The 17,160-nt window shown below is 70.0% G+C and carries 12 protein-coding genes; 3 read left to right on the plus strand and 9 right to left on the minus strand.

From position 1 onward, the window contains the following. Positions 1 to 18: 18 nt before the first annotated feature. A complete protein-coding gene (locus ACIQI8_RS25840) occupies positions 19 to 2,268 on the minus strand; it encodes an FUSC family protein (RefSeq protein ID WP_402354970.1) in 2,250 nt (749 codons plus the stop codon). 92 nt (positions 2,269 to 2,360) lie between these two features. After that, positions 2,361 to 3,737, minus strand: a complete 1,377-nt coding sequence (locus ACIQI8_RS25845) for an NAD(P)/FAD-dependent oxidoreductase (RefSeq protein WP_402354972.1) — start codon at positions 3,735 to 3,737, stop codon at positions 2,361 to 2,363. A gap of 324 nt (positions 3,738 to 4,061) precedes the next feature. Here ACIQI8_RS25845 and ACIQI8_RS25850 point away from each other — a divergent pair, with 324 nt between their 5' ends. Both ACIQI8_RS25850 and ACIQI8_RS25855 read left to right on the plus strand, forming a co-directional pair. Further along, positions 4,062 to 4,664, plus strand: coding sequence for a hypothetical protein (locus tag ACIQI8_RS25850; protein WP_402354974.1), 603 nt, complete (start codon positions 4,062 to 4,064; stop codon positions 4,662 to 4,664). Positions 4,665 to 4,674: 10 nt separating this feature from the next. Further along, positions 4,675 to 5,376: a fibronectin type III domain-containing protein gene (locus tag ACIQI8_RS25855; RefSeq protein WP_402354976.1), complete on the plus strand. Its 702-nt coding sequence runs from the start codon at positions 4,675 to 4,677 to the stop codon at positions 5,374 to 5,376. An 18-nt stretch (positions 5,377 to 5,394) separates the two neighbouring features. On the opposite strand, the gene ACIQI8_RS25860 is transcribed toward ACIQI8_RS25855, so the two are convergent. The 7 genes from ACIQI8_RS25860 to ACIQI8_RS25890 form a co-directional block, all read right to left on the minus strand. After that, on the minus strand, positions 5,395 to 7,299 hold the full coding sequence (locus ACIQI8_RS25860) for an AMP-dependent synthetase/ligase (RefSeq protein WP_402354978.1): 1,905 nt from the start codon (positions 7,297 to 7,299) through the stop codon (positions 5,395 to 5,397). A 144-nt stretch (positions 7,300 to 7,443) separates the two neighbouring features. Then, a complete protein-coding gene (locus ACIQI8_RS25865) occupies positions 7,444 to 8,526 on the minus strand; it encodes a glutamate--cysteine ligase (RefSeq protein ID WP_402354980.1) in 1,083 nt (360 codons plus the stop codon). A gap of 72 nt (positions 8,527 to 8,598) precedes the next feature. Next, a complete protein-coding gene (gene glgB, locus ACIQI8_RS25870) occupies positions 8,599 to 10,806 on the minus strand; it encodes a 1,4-alpha-glucan branching enzyme (RefSeq protein ID WP_402354982.1) in 2,208 nt (735 codons plus the stop codon). Positions 10,807 to 10,810: 4 nt separating this feature from the next. After that, complete coding sequence (locus tag ACIQI8_RS25875) at positions 10,811 to 12,172, minus strand: maltokinase (RefSeq protein WP_402354984.1); 1,362 nt, start codon at positions 12,170 to 12,172, stop codon at positions 10,811 to 10,813. A gap of 51 nt (positions 12,173 to 12,223) precedes the next feature. Continuing rightward, on the minus strand, positions 12,224 to 13,942 hold the full coding sequence (gene treS, locus ACIQI8_RS25880) for a maltose alpha-D-glucosyltransferase (protein ID WP_402354985.1): 1,719 nt from the start codon (positions 13,940 to 13,942) through the stop codon (positions 12,224 to 12,226). A 26-nt stretch (positions 13,943 to 13,968) separates the two neighbouring features. Beyond that, positions 13,969 to 15,939 (minus strand): alpha-1,4-glucan--maltose-1-phosphate maltosyltransferase, encoded by a 1,971-nt coding sequence (locus ACIQI8_RS25885; protein ID WP_402354987.1) that lies wholly within the window; start codon positions 15,937 to 15,939, stop codon positions 13,969 to 13,971. A 75-nt stretch (positions 15,940 to 16,014) separates the two neighbouring features. Next, a complete protein-coding gene (locus tag ACIQI8_RS25890) occupies positions 16,015 to 16,308 on the minus strand; it encodes a DUF5133 domain-containing protein (RefSeq protein ID WP_402354989.1) in 294 nt (97 codons plus the stop codon). A gap of 329 nt (positions 16,309 to 16,637) precedes the next feature. Between ACIQI8_RS25890 and ACIQI8_RS25895 the strand changes: the two genes are divergently transcribed. Beyond that, positions 16,638 to 17,141: a pep a2 gene (locus ACIQI8_RS25895; RefSeq protein WP_402354991.1), complete on the plus strand. Its 504-nt coding sequence runs from the start codon at positions 16,638 to 16,640 to the stop codon at positions 17,139 to 17,141. The last annotated feature ends 19 nt before the right edge of the window (positions 17,142 to 17,160 follow it).

A 17,160-nucleotide genomic window follows, 5' to 3' on the forward strand; every position in this document is an offset into this window, starting at 1 on the left:
CACCTCCGGGACATCGCCTCACTTCACGGCTTTCTTCCCCTGGGCCGCCACCGGCACCTTCAGCGGCCGGGCTAGTCCCGTCACGGCCTCGTCGAGGCGTTGCAGATGCCTCAGCACCCGGTCGGTGACCCGCCCGTAGCGTGAGGTGCCCGGGCGGTCGGTCTCCAGCAGCGCCGCGATGCTCGGGCCGGTCTCGACCTCGACGTCGGCCCGCTCGTCCGCCACGTGCGCGGCGATCGCCGCGATGTTGCGCAGGATGCGCTCACCGGCCCGCCGCAGCCGGGGATCCGCGGCGATCGACGGGTTGCCGGGGAGGAGCTCGGCCGTCGCGGCCAGCGAACGCGCGTGGTACGCGCAGGTCTCCAGGAGCGCGACGACATAGCGCACGGTGTCGCGCCGGGCGCGCATCGGTGTCACCGGGTGGGTGAGGGGCTGGGTCGCGGCCCGCAGATCGGCCAGCGCCTGGTCCAGCTCGCGGGCCCTGTCGAGCAGGTCCACCGCGGGCCCGCCGCTGAGCTGGTCGACGGCGGCCTCGGTGACATCGGAGAGCCGGTCCAGGACCGTACCGAGCAGGTCGTTGGTACGGCGGTCGGTGTGCACCGGCAGGACGAACGCGGCCGCGATGATCCCGCAGGCCGCGCCCAGCGCCGTCTCCTCCACCCGCAGGATCAGGACCGACAGGCTGTAGGTGTGCAACAGGGTGTACAGCAGCCCCAGGGCCGCGGTGACGAAGAACGACATCAGCGTGTACGACAGCGGCGCGGTGTAGAACATCGCGAACACGAACAGCAGCACCAGCGCGAACGCCGTCCAGGTGTGATGGCCGACGAGGCCCGCGAGCAGCAGTCCCGCCACCACGCCGAGCACGGTGCCCAGCAGCCGCCGGTAGCCCTTGACCAGGATCTCGCCGGTGGACGCGGTGTTGATGAACACGATCCAGCAGGTCAGCACCGCCCAGTACCAGCGCTGGCTGGAGAGGAACTCACCGCCCACGATCGCCAGCGACGATCCGACCGCCACCTGCACGGCCGCCCGCGTGGTGGGCCGCCGAAGCCCGGTGGGCTCCTCCTCGGGCTCTTCCTCGCCCGCGTCGATCGCCACGTCCTCGGCGTCCAGCTCCTCGCGCGAACGCGTCGTCGACGGGGTGTCGTCCGACTCGTCCTGCGGCCCGTCCAGCGCCATCCGCAGCCCCAGCACCGCGCGCGCGGCCTCGCCGATGCCCCGGAACACGTCCTGGACGGCGGGCGGCGCCTTGGGCAGGTTCTCCTCGTCGCGGTAGCCCAGCAGGCGGTTGCGCACATGCGCCAGGCCCGTCCCCGAGCCTCCGGACACCGGCCGCAGGACCAGCAGGCGCAGCGCCTCCAGATCCCGGCGCAGGATGGCGGTCGCCTCGTCGCCCACCGGCAGCCGGCCGCCCGGCGGCGGGACCGGGGCGCCCGGCAGATGCAGGGTCAGTGTGTCCGCGCGCTCGGCACTGCGCGCGGTCAGCAGCAGCAGCCCCAGGCGCTCGGCGGCGATCTCCGCGTCCGCGATACGCCGCTGCACGAGCCGCGCGACGGCCTCGTCGGCCGTGCCCTGCTCCAGCCGGCCCTGGATCATCATGGCCGTCTCGTGCAGCCGCGCGGTGCCCTCACGCAGGTGCTCCAGAGCCGTCTCGGCGTCGTCAGGACCGGCGTCGAGCAGTTCCAGCTGTGCGGACACGAGCTGGGCCAGCCGGGCGCGGAAGGCGTCCCGCAGCCGCCCCAGGATGCCCTCGGGCGTCTCCGGCACGAGCACGAAACGCACCAGTGCGCTGGCGGCGAAGGCGATCGCGACCACCCCGTACAGCTGGGGCAGGGTCGAGAGGGTGGCGCCGACGAACAGGGACAGGAAGTAGGTCTGGAAGCCGATCAGGCCCAGCGCGGTGCCCCGGTCCCCGTACCGGCGGCCGTAGACGGCGCAGAAGATGAGCACCACGAAGAAGACGTCACCGCCGACGACACGCGAGTGCAGCAGTGAGGCCAGGGTCAGGGAGGCGAACGCCACCGGCAGACCGAGGGCGAGGGTCACCGCCTGCTGGGCGCGCTCCTTCTCGCGGATGGCGAAGGTGGCGACCATCGCCGCGATGGCGCCGGCCACCAGATGCGACACGTCGGCCCGCAGCAGCCCCAGCACGGCCAGGGTGAGGGCGATGGCAGCCACGGTCCGCAGACCCGCGGTCAGTCGCAGCAGCCCTGGATCGGATGCCGCGACGAGATCGCGCGACCGCGCCCGGAGCGTTGCTGCCACTGCCCTCACGCCGCCGTACTCACTCCCGTCCCCGTCTCACGTCAAGATCCCGTCCCAGCATGGCATGCGGGGACGGGAGGGCGCGCACCGCGTCAGGCCTTCCCGGGGGCAGTCCCCTCGACCTGCTCCCGCACCTGCTCGGGGCTCAGGTAGGCGTTGGTGTACTCGAAGTCCTTGAGCGTGGCGGGCTTGCGGGACTGGAAGCCGGTGCGGACGAAATCGTCGCCGGCGACCGCGTTGAGGACCCAGTTCGTCATGACCCGGGTCTTGGCGACGCCCGTGCGCAGCGCCGACCAGTGGTAGCCGCGGGCCACGGCCTGGGCGGGCAGACCGCGCAGTTCGATGCCGAGCGGCTTGGAGACGGCGTCCTTGCCGCCGAGGTCGACGACCAGGCCGAGGTCCTTGTGGACGTACGGGGTCAGCGGCTTGTTGCGCAGGGTCGCCATGACGTTGTCGGCGACGTGCCGGCCCTGGCGCATGGCGTGCTGGGCGGTGGGCGGGCAGATCGCGCTGTCGTCGTCCTTGGCCTTGTCGGGCACCGCGGCGGAGTCGCCGAGCGCGAACACTCCGTCGTGGCCCGGCAGGTTCATCTCCGCGGAGACCGCGAGGCGGCCGCGGACCGTCTCGGCGCCGAGGGTGGCGATGAGCGGGCTCGCGACGACGCCGGCGGTCCAGATCAGGGTGCGGGTGGGCACCACCCGGCCGTCGGTGAAGGTGACCTCCTCGGGGCCCGCCTTCGCGATGGAGACACCCAGCGAGATGTCGATACCGCGCTTGCGCAGGATCGTCTGGGCGCTGGTGCCGAGCTTGTCGCCCAGTTCGGGCATCAGCTTCGGGGCGATGTCGATCAGGTGCCATTTGATGAGCGCCGGATCGATGCGCGGGTAGCGCTTGACCGCCGCGTGGGTGAGCTTCTGCAGACAGGCCGCCGTCTCCGTGCCGGCGTATCCGCCGCCCACGACCACGAACTGCAGTCGCGAGGCGCGCTCGGCCGGGTCGTCGCTCGCGTCGGCCAGGTCGAGCTGGGAGATGACGTGGTCGCGCACGTAGGCGGCTTCCGCGAGGGTCTTCATCCCGTAGGCGTGCTCGGTGAGGCCGGGGATGTCGAAGGTGCGGGTGATGCTGCCGGGCGTCAACACGATGTAGTCGTAGGGCTCGTTGACGATCTCGTCGGTGATGGTGCGGATGACGCAGACCTTGGACTTGAGGTCCACGCCGATCGCTCCGCCCGGAATGATCCGGGTGCGGTACTTCTTGCTGCGCCGCAGCGAGACGGCGATCGACTGGGGCGTCAGCACCCCGGAGGCGACCTGGGGCAGCAGGGGCAGGTAGAGCTGGTAGGAGAACGGCGTCACCAGGGTGACGTCGGCCTCGTCGGGCGCGAGCTTGCGCTCCAGTCGGCGTACGCACTCCACGCCGGCGAAGCCTGCGCCGACCACCAGGATCCTGGGTCGTGTCACGGTGTTCATCCCTCTCTGCGGCTCCAGGCGGTCTGCATCGGACGCCCTTCGCATGCCCATGGATCGCTGCTTCGCACCACATCGATCCCACCGTGTTCCCAGCCGTTCCGCCAGTTGGGCCCGCCAGGCAGACGAACGCGTCGAGCACAACCATGCCCGCCCGACGGCCGAAACGCACTGGATGGGAGGGGAAAGATCAGGGACGCGCGATCTCTTGACGGTCTGTTGGTCTGGTCCTACCGTCCCCCTCACTTGTTCAAATCAGGGACCAAAGTTCATGTGTATGAACAATGCGTGAATGGCGGTCACCCCCCACACTCCTCGGGAGGCAGGATGCTCACACGCCTGCGCGCACTCGTCGTGACCACGACCGTGGGCGCCACGTCACTGCTCGCCGCCCCACACGCCCTGGCCGAAGTGGAGCCCGGCGGCTGGGTGTCGGTCTCGCCCGGCTACACCGAGCAGGAACGCGGCTGTGGACAGATCAGCGGGCTGACGTTCCAGCTCACCTGCTCCACGGCCAGCGGTGACCAGCGGGCTGAACGCCGCTACGACACGTACACGGGAGGCACGCGCCAGTTCGAGGGCTCGTTCCGCATCTCCAGCCTCAGCGGCACCCGGATCAGCCTCAAGCAGACCTTCAACGAATCCGCCGCCGGCCCCTACTTCATGCTCGCCGTCGAACGCGGCGGCCGGCTCTACGCGGTGCACGGCGGCACCACGCTCTCCAACGCCGGCACCGTCGGCGCGACCGTCCGCGTCAACACCGTCCACCAGGTCGGAAGCCAGCACCGCACCTACATCAACGGCTCGCTCAAGCACACCTACGCCAGCCCCGGCGGCAGTTTCTACGACAAGTTCGGCGCCTACCGCACCGACAGCGGCAACGGACCGGCCACCGTGGTGTGGAGCAACGTCCACTTCTGGCGGAAGTAGCCGACGCCGTATGCGTGTCCCCACACGCGTCGCAGTGCCGACAGTGCTGCTCCTGGCACTGTCGGCCTGCTCGGCGCACCGACCGGCGCAAGCGGAGCGGCCGCTGCGGGCGGCCCTGACCACCCCCACCGACGTCGACCTCAAGTGGCGGGACGACCGGGCCGCGGTCGCGGGCCATGTGCTGGAGTTCGCCACCGCCGCGCAGGGCCCCTACACCGTTCTCCAGTACCTGGACCGAGGGGTGACGGCCTATCGCCACCCCGACCTGATGCCCGACACGACCTTCTACTACCGACTGCGCACCTACCGTGGCCCCGCGTCCCGTCCGGTCCACGTCGACCTCCCCGCCGGCGGCTGGACGGCCGAGGAGGAGAACGCCGACCACGACTGGCTGCCGGCCCGCACCCGGCCCGGACACCAGGGCGCACAGCGCGCCCTGCCCGCCGGGGCGCCGACGGGTCTGCGTGCCGTCGTCAAGGACGCCAACGGCATCCTGTTCACCTGGACCGACAACTCCGCCGACGAGGACGGCTTCCTGCTGGAGATCCGCAGACAGGGCAGCACGGCCTACGCACCCGTCGCCGTGCTCGACCCCGACATCAACTCCACCGGCCTGGTCACCCTGCCCGAGGAGAAGCACGCTTCCTACCGGATCCGCGCCTTCGCGTTCGGCGAGCGGTCCAACGTCGTCCACCTGACCACGGGGGAGTAGCGCCTCCCCGACCGGTGGTCAGCGGAAAACGTTGTCCGCGTCGTCCCAGCCCGAGAGCTCGTCCGGCACGTTCTGCCGCGGGGCACGCGAGCGTGCCTGGTACATGGCGTCGATCTCGAACGCGTACCGCTCCACGATCGCGTCCCTGCGCAGCTTCATCGACGGCGTCAGCAACCCGTTGGCGTGGTCGAACTGCACCGGCAGCACCCGGAAGACCCGGATCGACTCCGAGCGCGACACGCTGCTGTTGGCGGCGGCCACAGCACGTCCGATCTCCTCCCGCAGCGCGTTCTCCTCCCGTGCCTCCCGGCTCGGCGTGTCGCTCTGCAACGACAGCGAACCGCGCCAGTACGCCAGGAACTCCGGGTCCAGGGTGATCAGGGCGCCGACGCACGGCCGGTTGTCGCCGACGACCACCGCCTGATGGACCAGCGGATGCACCCTCAGCCGCTGTTCGAGGGCCGCCGGAGCGACACTCTTGCCGCTGCTGGTGATGATGATGTCCTTCTTGCGGCCGGTGATCGTCAGATAGCCGTCGTTGTCCAGCCAGCCGAGGTCCCCGGTGGCCAGCCAGCCGCCCCGCAGCGAGGCCCGCGTCGTGGCCTCGTCGTTGATGTAGCCCTGGAACACCGACGGACCGCGCACCAGGATCTCGCCGTCCTCGGCCAGCATGACGTCCATGCCCGGCAGCGCCTGCCCCACCGTCCCGGACTTCTCCCGGCCCAGTGGCTGCATGGACACCGCACCGCTGGTCTCGGTCAGTCCGTACCCGTCGTGCACATAGATGCCGATGCCCTCGTAGAACAGGGAGAGTTCGCGGTTCAAGGGCGAACCGCCGGACGTCGCACGCACCACTCTGCCGCCCAGCACGGCCCGGAGTCTGCGGTACACCGTCCGCTCGTACAACGCGTGCTGCAGCCGCAGGTCGAGACCGGGACCCGAACCGCCGCCGAGCCGCTGGCGCTCAAGAGCGGCGGCGAAATCACGCGCCGTATCCGCCGCCCGCTCGAACAGGACACCGCGGCCCGCCTGTTGGGACGTACGCAGGAAGTTCTTGTAGATCTTCTCGAAGACCGACGGCACGGCGTAGAAGTACGTCGGCCGGAACGAGCGCAGTGCCGACACCAGGGCCTCGCCGCTCAGTTCGGGCTCGTGGCCCATGAGCAGGCCGCCGCGGATGCAGATGCTCTGGATCATGAGGCCGTACACGTGGGAGAACGGCAGGAAGGCCAGCACGGAGCCCTGCTCGCCGGGCGCCGCCGCCGTGTGGCCCCAGCCGGCCAGCAGCGTGTCGCACGGGCTCGCCAGATTGCGGTGACTGAGCGCGCAGCCCATGGGGTGCCCGCTGGTGCCCGAGGTGTAGGCGACGACCGCGGTGGAGTCAGGCAGCACGATGCGGCGCAGCGAGTCGACCGTGGCGATCGGGATGAACTCGCCCCGCTGCACCAGGTCCTCCAGCGCCCCCGCGTCCAACTGCCAGACGTGGCGCAGCTGTCCGAGCGACCCGCACACCGAGCCGACCGTCATCACCGCCTGCTCGTCCTCGACGACCACGGCCACACAGCCGGCGTCCCGCAGGATCCACTCCACCTGGTCGCGCGAGGACGTCGGGTAGATCGGGACGACCTCGGCACCGACGGCCCACAGCGCGTAGCTGAGGACCGTCCACTCGTACCGGGTGCGCGCCATGATCGCCACGCGGTGGCCGGGCGAGATGCCGGACGCGATGAGACCCTTCGCCAAGTCCACCACCTCGTCCCGCACTTCCACGGCTGTCACCTCCTCCCAGACGGTCGAGGAGGGGCTGGAGCGACGTGCGAGCAGGGGCAGCGTGGGGTTGTGGACCGCCGTGTCGAAGATGCTGTCGGCGAGCCCGCCGCTGTGGGACGAGACGGTGGAGGGAGCGAGGGCGAAGTCGCGCATTGCGCTGCTCCTGACGTGTACGGGCTGTAACTGCGCCGAGTATGAACTGTGTCGGCGGTGCTCGAATCTAGCCCAGGTCGGAGCGATCGGCGCCGGGAACGGCCAAGTAGACGCGTTCGTGATCTCAGACGCCCGGAACCGGCCTCAATGTCCCTGTGTAACGCGCACGCACTCGGCGACCACCTCCCGCAGACTGCCGGTCCGAGCCATGACCTCGCGCTGCACCCGGGCGCCGTTTCCCCGCTCCAGCGACTCCGCGACGCCGGCCCGGGCGCGGTCGAGGTCGCCGGTGTCGGAGAGCGCGTCGGAGACATGGTCCAGCAGGGCTTCCAGCACGGTCCGCGCGGGCAGCCGCCGCATGGTCTCCGGGTGCAGCAACTCACCCTCAAGACCCGCCCGCGCGGCCTGCCAGACGGCCAGCCGGAGCAGGCTCACACTCTGTACGAGCGGCTCGCCCCCCGCCCGCCACTCGCGCGCCGCCGTCTCCACCAGACCGCGGATGAGCGTGGCGATGAGGACGGCCGTGTCGGCGTGCAGGCACACGTCCGAGACCCGGACCTCGACGGTCGGGTAGGTCGCGGACAGCCGGGCGTCGAAGTAGATCATCCCGGCGTCCAGGATCACGCCCGTGGAGACCATGTCGGCGACCCGCCGGTGATAGCGCTCGGCCGAACCGAAGACCTCGGTGGGACCGGCGGACGGCCACCGCTGCCACACCCGGCTGCGATAGCTGCTGTAGCTCGTGTCCTTGCCCTGCCAGAACGGTGAGTTGGCGCTCAGCGCGGACAGCACCGACAGCCAGGGACGGATCCGGTCCAGGACCGCCACGCCCTCCTCGTCGGACTCCACGGACACATGCACATGGCAGCCGCACACGAGTTGCTCCTGGGTGGCGATGCCGTACTGCTCTTCCATCCACTGGTAGCGGCGGCCGACGGCGACCGAAGGACTCACGGTCAGCGGCGAGGTGGCCAGCGCGGCGACCGCGCAGCCGATCTCCCCGGCGTGCTGCGCCGCGTCCTTGCGGCAGCGGACGATCTCCGCACCGAGTTCCGCCATGTCCGCCCGGGGCTGCGTGGCGAACTCGACCATCTGGCTGTGCAGCTCTTGCTCGAACACCTCGCTGTCGAGGTCGGCGCGCGCAAGCACCGCGGCTGCCAAGGCCTTCGGTTCACCCGTTTCCGGGTCGACCAGGAGGATTTCCTCCTCCACTCCGACTGTGCGCACGTGGGTGCCCGCCCTTCTGTGGTGTACGACCCGACTTCCCCGAAAGGACGTTTGGACACCCGGGCGGGCGCTTCACATGGGCAGGGGCGTCAGCCAGACCGTGGCCAGCGGGGGCAGAGTGAGCAGGAGGCATCCGTCGTCCGGTTTCACCGGATCGGGGTTGCCGACGTCGCTGCCGCCGTACCGGGCCAGGTCGGTGTTGAGGATCTCCTGCCAGCCGAGGGCCTCGTCGGGGACGGCGAGGCGGTAGTCGTGGCGGACCACGGGGGAGAGGTTGGAGACGGCGAGGAGGGGAGCGCCCTCGGCGTCGTAGCGCAGGAACGCGAAGACGTTGTCCTCGGCCGCGTCCCCCGCGACCCACCGGAAGCCCTCGGGATCGGTGTCGCGCTGCCACAGAGCGGACGTGTCGCGATACCGGGTGTTGAGATCACGGACCAGATCCCTGACCCCGGCATGATCGGCCACCGCCCCGTACGCCGGGTCCAGCAGCCACCAGTCGGGGCCGTGGGCCTCGGACCACTCGGCTCCCTGGGCGAACTCCTGGCCCATGAAGAGGAGTTGCTTGCCGGGGTGGGCCCACATGAAGGCGAGGTAGGCGCGGAGGTTGGCGCGCTGCTGCCACCAGTCGCCGGGCATCTTGGAGACCAACGAGCCCTTGCCGTGCACGACTTCGTCGTGGGAGATGGGCAGGACGTAGTTCTCGCTGTAGGCGTACACCATCGAGAACGTCATCTCGTTGTGGTGGAACTTGCGGTGCACCGGCTCATGGGCGATGTAGTCGAGCGAGTCGTGCATCCAGCCCATGTTCCACTTCAGCCCGAAGCCCAGACCGCCGGTGTCGGTCGGCCGGGTCACCCCGCCCCACGCGGTCGACTCCTCGGCGATGGTGACCACGCCCGGCGCCCGCCGGTAGACGGTCGCGTTCATCTCCTGCAGGAACGCCATCGCGTCCAAGTCCTCGCGGCCACCGTGCACGTTGGGCTCCCACTGCCCCGAGTCGCGCGAGTAGTCGAGGTAGAGCATCGAGGCGACCGCGTCGACCCGCAGCCCGTCGATGTGGAACTCCTGGCACCAGTACACGGCGTTCGCCACCAGGAAGTTGCGCACCTCGACGCGCCCGAAGTCGAACTCGTACGTCCCCCAGTCCGGATGCTCCGCCCGCCGCCAGTCTCCCGGCTCGTACAGCGGCTCCCCGTCGAAGCGCGCCAACGCCCAGTCGTCCTTGGGGAAATGGGCCGGCACCCAGTCCATGATCACGCCGATGCCGGCCCGGTGCAGGGAGTCGATCAGATGCCGCAGGTCGTCGGGGGTGCCAAGGCGTGAGGTCGGCGCGTAGAAGCCGGTGACCTGGTAGCCCCAGGAGGGACCGTAGGGGTGCTCGGCGAGGGGCATCAGCTCGACGTGCGTGAAACCGAGGTCCTTGACGTACGCGGGGAGCTGCTCGGCGAGTTGACGGTAGGTCAGTCCGGGCCGCCAGGACGGCAGATGGACCTCGTAGACCGAGAACGGCGCCTCGTGCACGGGGACGTCGGCACGGTGTGCCATCCAGTCCGCGTCACCCCACTCGTGGTGCGAGGCCGTGACGACGGATGCCGTCGCGGGCGGCACCTCTGCGGCCCGTGCCATCGGGTCGGCCTTGAGGAACCGGCCGCCGTGCCGGGAGGTGATCTCGAACTTGTAGCGGGCACCCTCGCCGATTCCGGGCACGAACAGCTCCCACACCCCGGACGATCCGAGCGACCGCATCGGCAGCGCGGTCCCGTCCCAGAAGGTGAAGTCCCCCGCGACCCGCACCCCTTGGGCGTTCGGCGCCCACACCGTGAACCGGGTGCCGGTCACCCCGGCATGGGTCATCGGCTCGGCGCCGAGCGCCTTCCACAGCTCCTCGTGCCGGCCCTCGGCGATCAGATGCAGGTCCAACTCGCCCAGCGCGGGCAGGAAACGGTACGGATCCTCCGTCTCGTGCTCGCCCTCCGCGTATGTCACCACCAGGGTGTACGCGGGGATCGCGTCGAGCGGCAGTACGCCGGAGAAGAGGCCGTCGCCCTCCGAGGCCAGCCTCGTGCGCACCCCGTCGACGACGACACTCACGGCACGGGCATAGGGACGCAGCGCCCGGAAGGCGACGCCGCCCGGCACCGGGTGCGCGCCGAGCACGCCGTGCGGGTCGTGGTGGGTGCCGGCGAGCAGGCGGTCGCGCTCACCGGAGACCGGTGGCGGTGCGGGCGTCGGCGTGAGCGGGCCGGACGGCTCGGGGAGTGACGTGTCACGCAGGGCCACGGCTTCAGCCTCCTCTTACGGCGAGACGCTCGATCGCCGCCATGGGTACGGGGAGCCAGTCCGGGCGATGCCTGGCCTCGTACAGGACTTCGTACACGGCTCGGTCGGTCTCGTAGGCGCGCAGGAGACCGTGTTTCTTGCGCGGGTCCCAGCCCGCCCGGGCCGCATAGCCCGCGCAGAAGGCCTCCCGGCAGCGCCGCGCCCACTCCGGGCGCCAGGGGCGGCGCTGGCGGGCCGCGTAGTCGAAGGAGCGCAGCATGCCGGCGATGTCCCGCACGGGGGAGTGGGCACTGCGCCGTTCGGCGAGCGGACGGGACGGCTCGCCCTCGAAGTCGATGACGAACCAGTCCCGGCCGGCCCGCAACACCTGGCCCAGGTGCAGGTCGCCGTGGATGCGTTGGGGCGGCGGCCCGGGATCGCAGGCGACGAGCGCGCCGAAGGCGGTCCGCAGCCCGGGTACATAGGGGCGCAGCGCCGGCACGCTGTGCGCGGCCGAGTCCAGGCGCTCGGTCATCGCGGCCGCCGTCCGCTCGGCCTCCCCGTGCTCGCCGGGCGGGAACGCCGACGCGAGCGCGAGATGAACGTCGGCCGTGGCCTGCCCCAACTCGTGCGCCTGGGCGGTGAAGTCGTCGTCCGAGGCGAGGGCCTGGAGCGCGAGCGTCCAGCCGTCGGACGCGTCCCGCAGAAACGGCTGGAGCACCCCGAGTGTCGCCTCGCGCGGATGCGTCGTCCGGATCCACGCCACCGGTGCCGGCACCCGCTTGCAGCCCTGCGCGGCCAGCGCGCCGGGCACCTCAAGGTCGGGATTGACTCCCGGCTGGATCCGCCGGAACACCTTCAGGATGAAGGAATCGCCGTACACCAGCGAGGAGTTGGACTGCTCGGCCTCCAGCACGCGCGGCACCAGTCCGGCCGGCACCCGCACCGACGGGTCGGCCTCGAACCGCAGCGGGCCCGCCGCGCCGGGGTGCCGCAGCCGCTCCAGGAGCAGTTGCGCCGAGCGCGGGTCCTGGAGGGCGTCGTACACCGTCAGACCGGCCAGCGGACCCACCTCGGCACGGCCGATCAGGGCACGGCCGAGGCGCGGCGAGAGATGTTCCCGTACGCCGAGCAGGAGTTGGTAGCAGTCACCGCCCGCCGTGCCACCGGCGGGCGCCGGCACGCCCGAGTGGCCGGCATGGATCAGCAGATGCAGACACCCCGGGAACAACTCGGTCATGGACAGCAGGGCGAGGTCCGTGACGGGCCTGTCCTTGCCCGCGAACCAGCGCTGCCTGGGCAGCCATTCCCGCAGCAGCCCGGCGAGCGAGGCCATGGTCCCGGTGACGACGGTGCGTCTCGGGCGTGGAGTTGCGGTCTTCTGCATGGTGACGCGTCCTTCCTTCGGCACAGGGATCCTCGGCGCAGGGGGCGGGGTTCAGGGGCGCCGGCTGACGCGCGATGCCGCTCGGGAGAGCCGGAACCAGTAGAAGCCGTGCCCGCCGAGCGTCAGCAGGTACGGCAGCTCACCGATCGCCGGGAACCGCACCCCGCCGATCAGTTCGACGGGGTGGCGTCCGTCGTACATGCGCAGGTCGAGTTCGGTGGGCTGGGCGAACCGGGAGAAGTTGTTGACGCACAGGACCAGGTCGTCCCCGTACTCGCGCAGGAAGGCCAGGACGGCGGGGTTGGAGGACTGCAGCTCGGTGAACGTCCCCAGGCCGAAGGCGGGGTTCTGCTTGCGGATCTCGATCATGCGTCGGGTCCAGTGCAGCAGCGAGGAGGGCGACGACATCGACGCCTCGACGTTGGTGACCTGGTAGCCGTAGACGGGATCCATGATCGTCGGCAGCGACAGCCGGCCGGGGTCGCAGGACGAGAAGCCCGCGTTGCGGTCGGGTGTCCACTGCATCGGCGTGCGGACGGCGTCGCGGTCGCCGAGCCAGATGTTGTCGCCCATGCCGATCTCGTCGCCGTAGTAGAGGATCGGCGAGCCGGGCAGGGACAGCAGGAGAGCCGTGAACAGCTCGATCTGGTTGCGGTCGTTGTCGAGCAGGGGCGCGAGCCGGCGGCGGATGCCGATGTTGGCGCGCATACGCGGGTCCTTCGCGTACTCCGCCCACATGTAGTCGCGCTCCTCGTCGGTGACCATCTCCAGGGTCAGCTCGTCGTGGTTGCGCAGGAAGATGCCCCACTGGCAGTTCTTGGGGATGGCAGGGGTCTTCGCGAGGATCTCCGAGACGGGGTAGCGCGACTCCCTGCGCACCGCCATGAAGATGCGGGGCATGACGGGGAAGTGGAAGGCCATGTGGCACTCGTCGCCGCCGGCGGCGTAGTCGCCGAAGTAGTCGACGACGTCCTCGGGCCACTGGTTCGCCTCGGCCAGCAGGACCGTGTCCGGGTACATCAGGTCGATCTCGCGGCGGACGCGCTTGAGGAATCCGTGCGAGGCGGGCAGGTTCTCGCAGTTGGTGCCCTCCGCGGCGTAGAGATACGGGACGGCGTCGAGGCGGAAGCCGTCGATACCGAGGTCCAGCCAGAAACGGAGGGCTGCCAGGATCTCTTCCTGCACGGCCGGGTTCTCGTAGTTGAGGTCCGGCTGGTGGGAGAAGAAGCGGTGGAAGAAGTACTGCTTGCGGACCGGGTCGAAGGTCCAGTTGGACGCCTCGGTGTCGACGAAGATGATCCGCGCGTCGGCGTACTGCTTGTCGTCGTCGGCCCACATGTAGTAATCGCCGTAGGGACCTTCGGGGTTGGCGCGCGACTCCTGGAACCACGGGTGCTGGTCGCTGGTGTGGTTCATGACGAAGTCGATGATGACGCGCATCCCGCGCTGGTGGGAGGCGTCGACGAACTCGACGAAGTCGGCGAGGTCACCGAACTCCGGCAGCACGGCCGTGTAGTCCGAGACGTCGTAACCGCCGTCCCGCAGCGGGGACTTGAAGAAGGGGGGCAGCCAGATGCAGTCGATGCCCAGCCACTGGAGGTAGTCCAGTTTGGCGGTGAGTCCCTTGAGGTCGCCGACTCCGTCGCCGTTGCTGTCCTGGAAGGAGCGCACCAGGACCTCGTAGAAGACCGCGCGCTTGAACCAATCCGGGTCCCGGTCCTTGGCGGGCGTGTCCTCAAAGGTATCCGGAACAGGCTGGTTGACAGTCATGACGCTCTGACCCTCCGATCGATGGCTCATGTGGACGACGACTGGACGTGGAGGACGTGCGCCGGGGCCCTTCCGGGTTCGAGGCGCACATAGTTTGTCCTGCCCCAGTGATAGGTCTCACCCGTCAGTTCGTCGTGCACGGACATGAATGCGTTCCAGTCCAGGCCGAGTTGTGGCATGTCCAACGAGACCGTGGCCTCCTGGGTGTGGTGGGGGTCCAGGTTGACGATCACCACAACCGTGTCCCCGTCGGTGGTCTTGCTGTACGCGATGATCGCGTCGTTGTCCGTGGGATGGAAGCGAAGATTCCTGATCTGCCGCAGGGCTCCGTGACGCCGCCTGATCGTGTTGAGCTGCGTGATCAGAGGGGCGATGCTGCGGCCCTGGTTTTCCGCGGTGTGCCAGTCGCGGGGTTTGAGCTGGTACTTCTCCGAGTCGAGGTACTCCTCACTGCCGGCCCGCAACGGCACCCGCTCGCACAGCTCGTACCCGCTGTACACACCCCACGCAGGGGAGAGCGTCGCGGCCAGGACCGCCCGCAACTCGAACGCGGGACGCCCGCCCTCCTGCAGGAACTCGTGCAGGATGTCCGGGGTGTTGACGAAGAAATTCGGCCGCATGTAAGCCGCCGTCTCCGTCGACAGCTCGGTCAGATACTCCGTCAGTTCCTGCTTGGTGTTGCGCCAGGTGAAATACGTGTACGACTGCTGGAAACCGATCTGCGCCAGTGTCCGCATCATCGCCGGCCGGGTGAACGCCTCCGCCAGGAAGATCACATCCGGATCCGAGGCGTTGATCTCACCGATCACCCGCTCCCAGAACATCACCGGCTTGGTGTGCGGATTGTCCACCCGGAAGATCCGCACCCCATACCCCATCCACAACCGCAGCACCCGCAGGGTCTCCGCGACCAGACCCTCGAAGTCCGCGTCGAAGGCGATCGGATAGATGTCCTGGTACTTCTTGGGCGGATTCTCCGCGTACGCGATCGTCCCGTCCGGACGGTGATGGAACCACTCCGGATGCTTCTGCACCCACGGATGGTCGGGCGAGCACTGCAGGGCGAAGTCCAGGGCGATCTCCAGGCCCAGGCGATCGGCCTCGCCCACGAACCAGGCGAAGTCCTCGACCGTGCCCAGCTGCGGGTGCACCGCGTCGTGCCCGCCCTCCGGCGAACCGATCGCCCACGGCACCCCCACATCCTCCGGACCGGCGGACAGCGTGTTGTTGCGGCCCTTGCGGAACGTCGTCCCGATCGGATGGATCGGCGGCAGGTACAGCACGTCGAAACCCATCGCCGCGATCGCCGGCAGGCGGCGGGCGGCGGTGCGGAAGGTGCCGTGCGGCTGCTCGGGCGTGCCGCCCTCGGAGCGCGGGAAGAACTCGTACCAGGCGCCGTACAGGGCCCGCTCCCGCTCCACCAGCAACGGCAGCGGGTCGGAGGCGGTCACGAACTCCCGCAGCGGATGCCCGGCCAGGACCGCGTCCACCTCCGGCGTCAGACCCGCCGCCAGACGCGCCGCGACCGGGAGTGAGTCGTCGAGCAGGGTCTTCGCCGCCGCCAGCAGCGTCGTCCGCGCCGCTGCCTCGGGCATTCCGGTGGCCGCCCGCTCGAAGAGGGTGGCGCCTTCCTCCAGGACCAGGCCGGTGTCGATGCCCGCCGGGATCTTGATGCGGGCACGGTGTCGCCAGGTCGCGACCGGGTCGCTCCACGCCTCGACCTGATAGGTCCAGCGGCCGGCGGCCGCAGGTCTCACCTCGGCGGCCCAGCGGTCCGAGCCCGGGGCCAGTTCACGCATCGGCGTCCACGGGCCCGGGCGGCCCTCGGGATCGGTGAGCACGACATTGGCGGCCACGGCGTCGTGGCCCTCGCGGAACACGGTCGCCGAGACCTGGAACGACTCGCCGGCCACCGCCTTCGCCGGGCGTCTGCCGTAGTCGACGATCGGTCGGACGTCGCGTACCGGGATGCGGCCGATGGCCGGGATCGGGCTCATGGGGTGTCACCTCCGCCGTGCTCGGGCCGGGCCCGAGGCCCGGCGGGGATGAGGGAAAGTTGCGCCGGTGGGCGGTTACCGCCCCGCGGGGGACGGCAGGTCCGCCGCGGGCGGGCCGTGTCGGGCGGTCATGCTCACGCGCAGATCCTGGTCCCGCAGATAGGCCACCAGTGTCGTGCGCAGATAGCGCTCGGCGGCCTCCGCCGCCTCGCGGGCACAGCGTTTGCCCAGCAGGACGCACAAGGTGTAGCCCGCGTCCTCGAAAGTGGCCCGTACGGTGTGGTCGGCGGGCGACGCGAGCATCGCGCGCTCCCAGATCCGGTACCGCCTCAGTTGGCGGGCGACTTCCGCTTTGGCAGGTAGCAGCATGGCGCCGTTCACCTTCCGGGCTCGATCGCGCGTTCCCGACCTTCGGGCGGCGGCCGCACGCGGACACGCGCGGGCCCGTAGCGGGCATCGATGTCTTCACACATGGTGCACGGACGGCGACTCTGCGTCTTGTTGGATCTTCAACTAACGGAGAAGTGGCTCGTATGTGGCCATGTGCGCGCTCAGGAGTTCGCTCGTGTTGCACGAATGGCGTAGCTCTCCCACTCTTGAGGTGACTCAGGAGCGACCAGTGCTCACGCTTCGTGTTCGGGGCCCGTCCCGCAGGGGCGGTGCGTTGCCGGAGCTTCGCCGGTGAGGAGCGAACGACGATGAAGACAGCAGTCCCCTGCTACTACCACCTCGATGTGGAAGTCGGCCCGGAGCGGGTCGGACAGGTTCGGCGCATTCTGGCCGCGCATCTGCGGCTCTGGGATCTGGAGACGTTGGTGGAGCCCGTCTGCCGTGGTGCCGAGCTGCTGCTGAAGGCCATTGACGAGCACGCGAGCGACAAGAACACCTCGATCGAGATGTGGTGGAACGGCCAGCATCTGATCACGGCCATCGGCGACCAGGACCAGGAGCCGCGCCCGGACCAGGAACTGCGGTCCTGTCTGCGCCGCATCGCCGCGATGAGCGACGGGTGGGGCTGCTGCGCCACGGACACCGGCAGCAGAGTCATCTGGTTCTCGCAGCGGGCCCGCGCCGGCGGGCGCGTCCCCCTGGTGCCGACGGCTCCGTCGCCGAGCCTGCGCGCGGTGCGGCAAGTGCCGCGCGAGGTGCCCGCCGAGGCCCTGGCCCCGCCGGCGAACGGCCCTCTGGAAGCCGCCCGGTGACCCGGAGAAACCGTCGCAC

This window comes from Streptomyces sp. NPDC092369 (assembly GCF_044755245.1).
Taxonomy (GTDB): Bacteria; Actinomycetota; Actinomycetes; order Streptomycetales; family Streptomycetaceae; genus Streptomyces.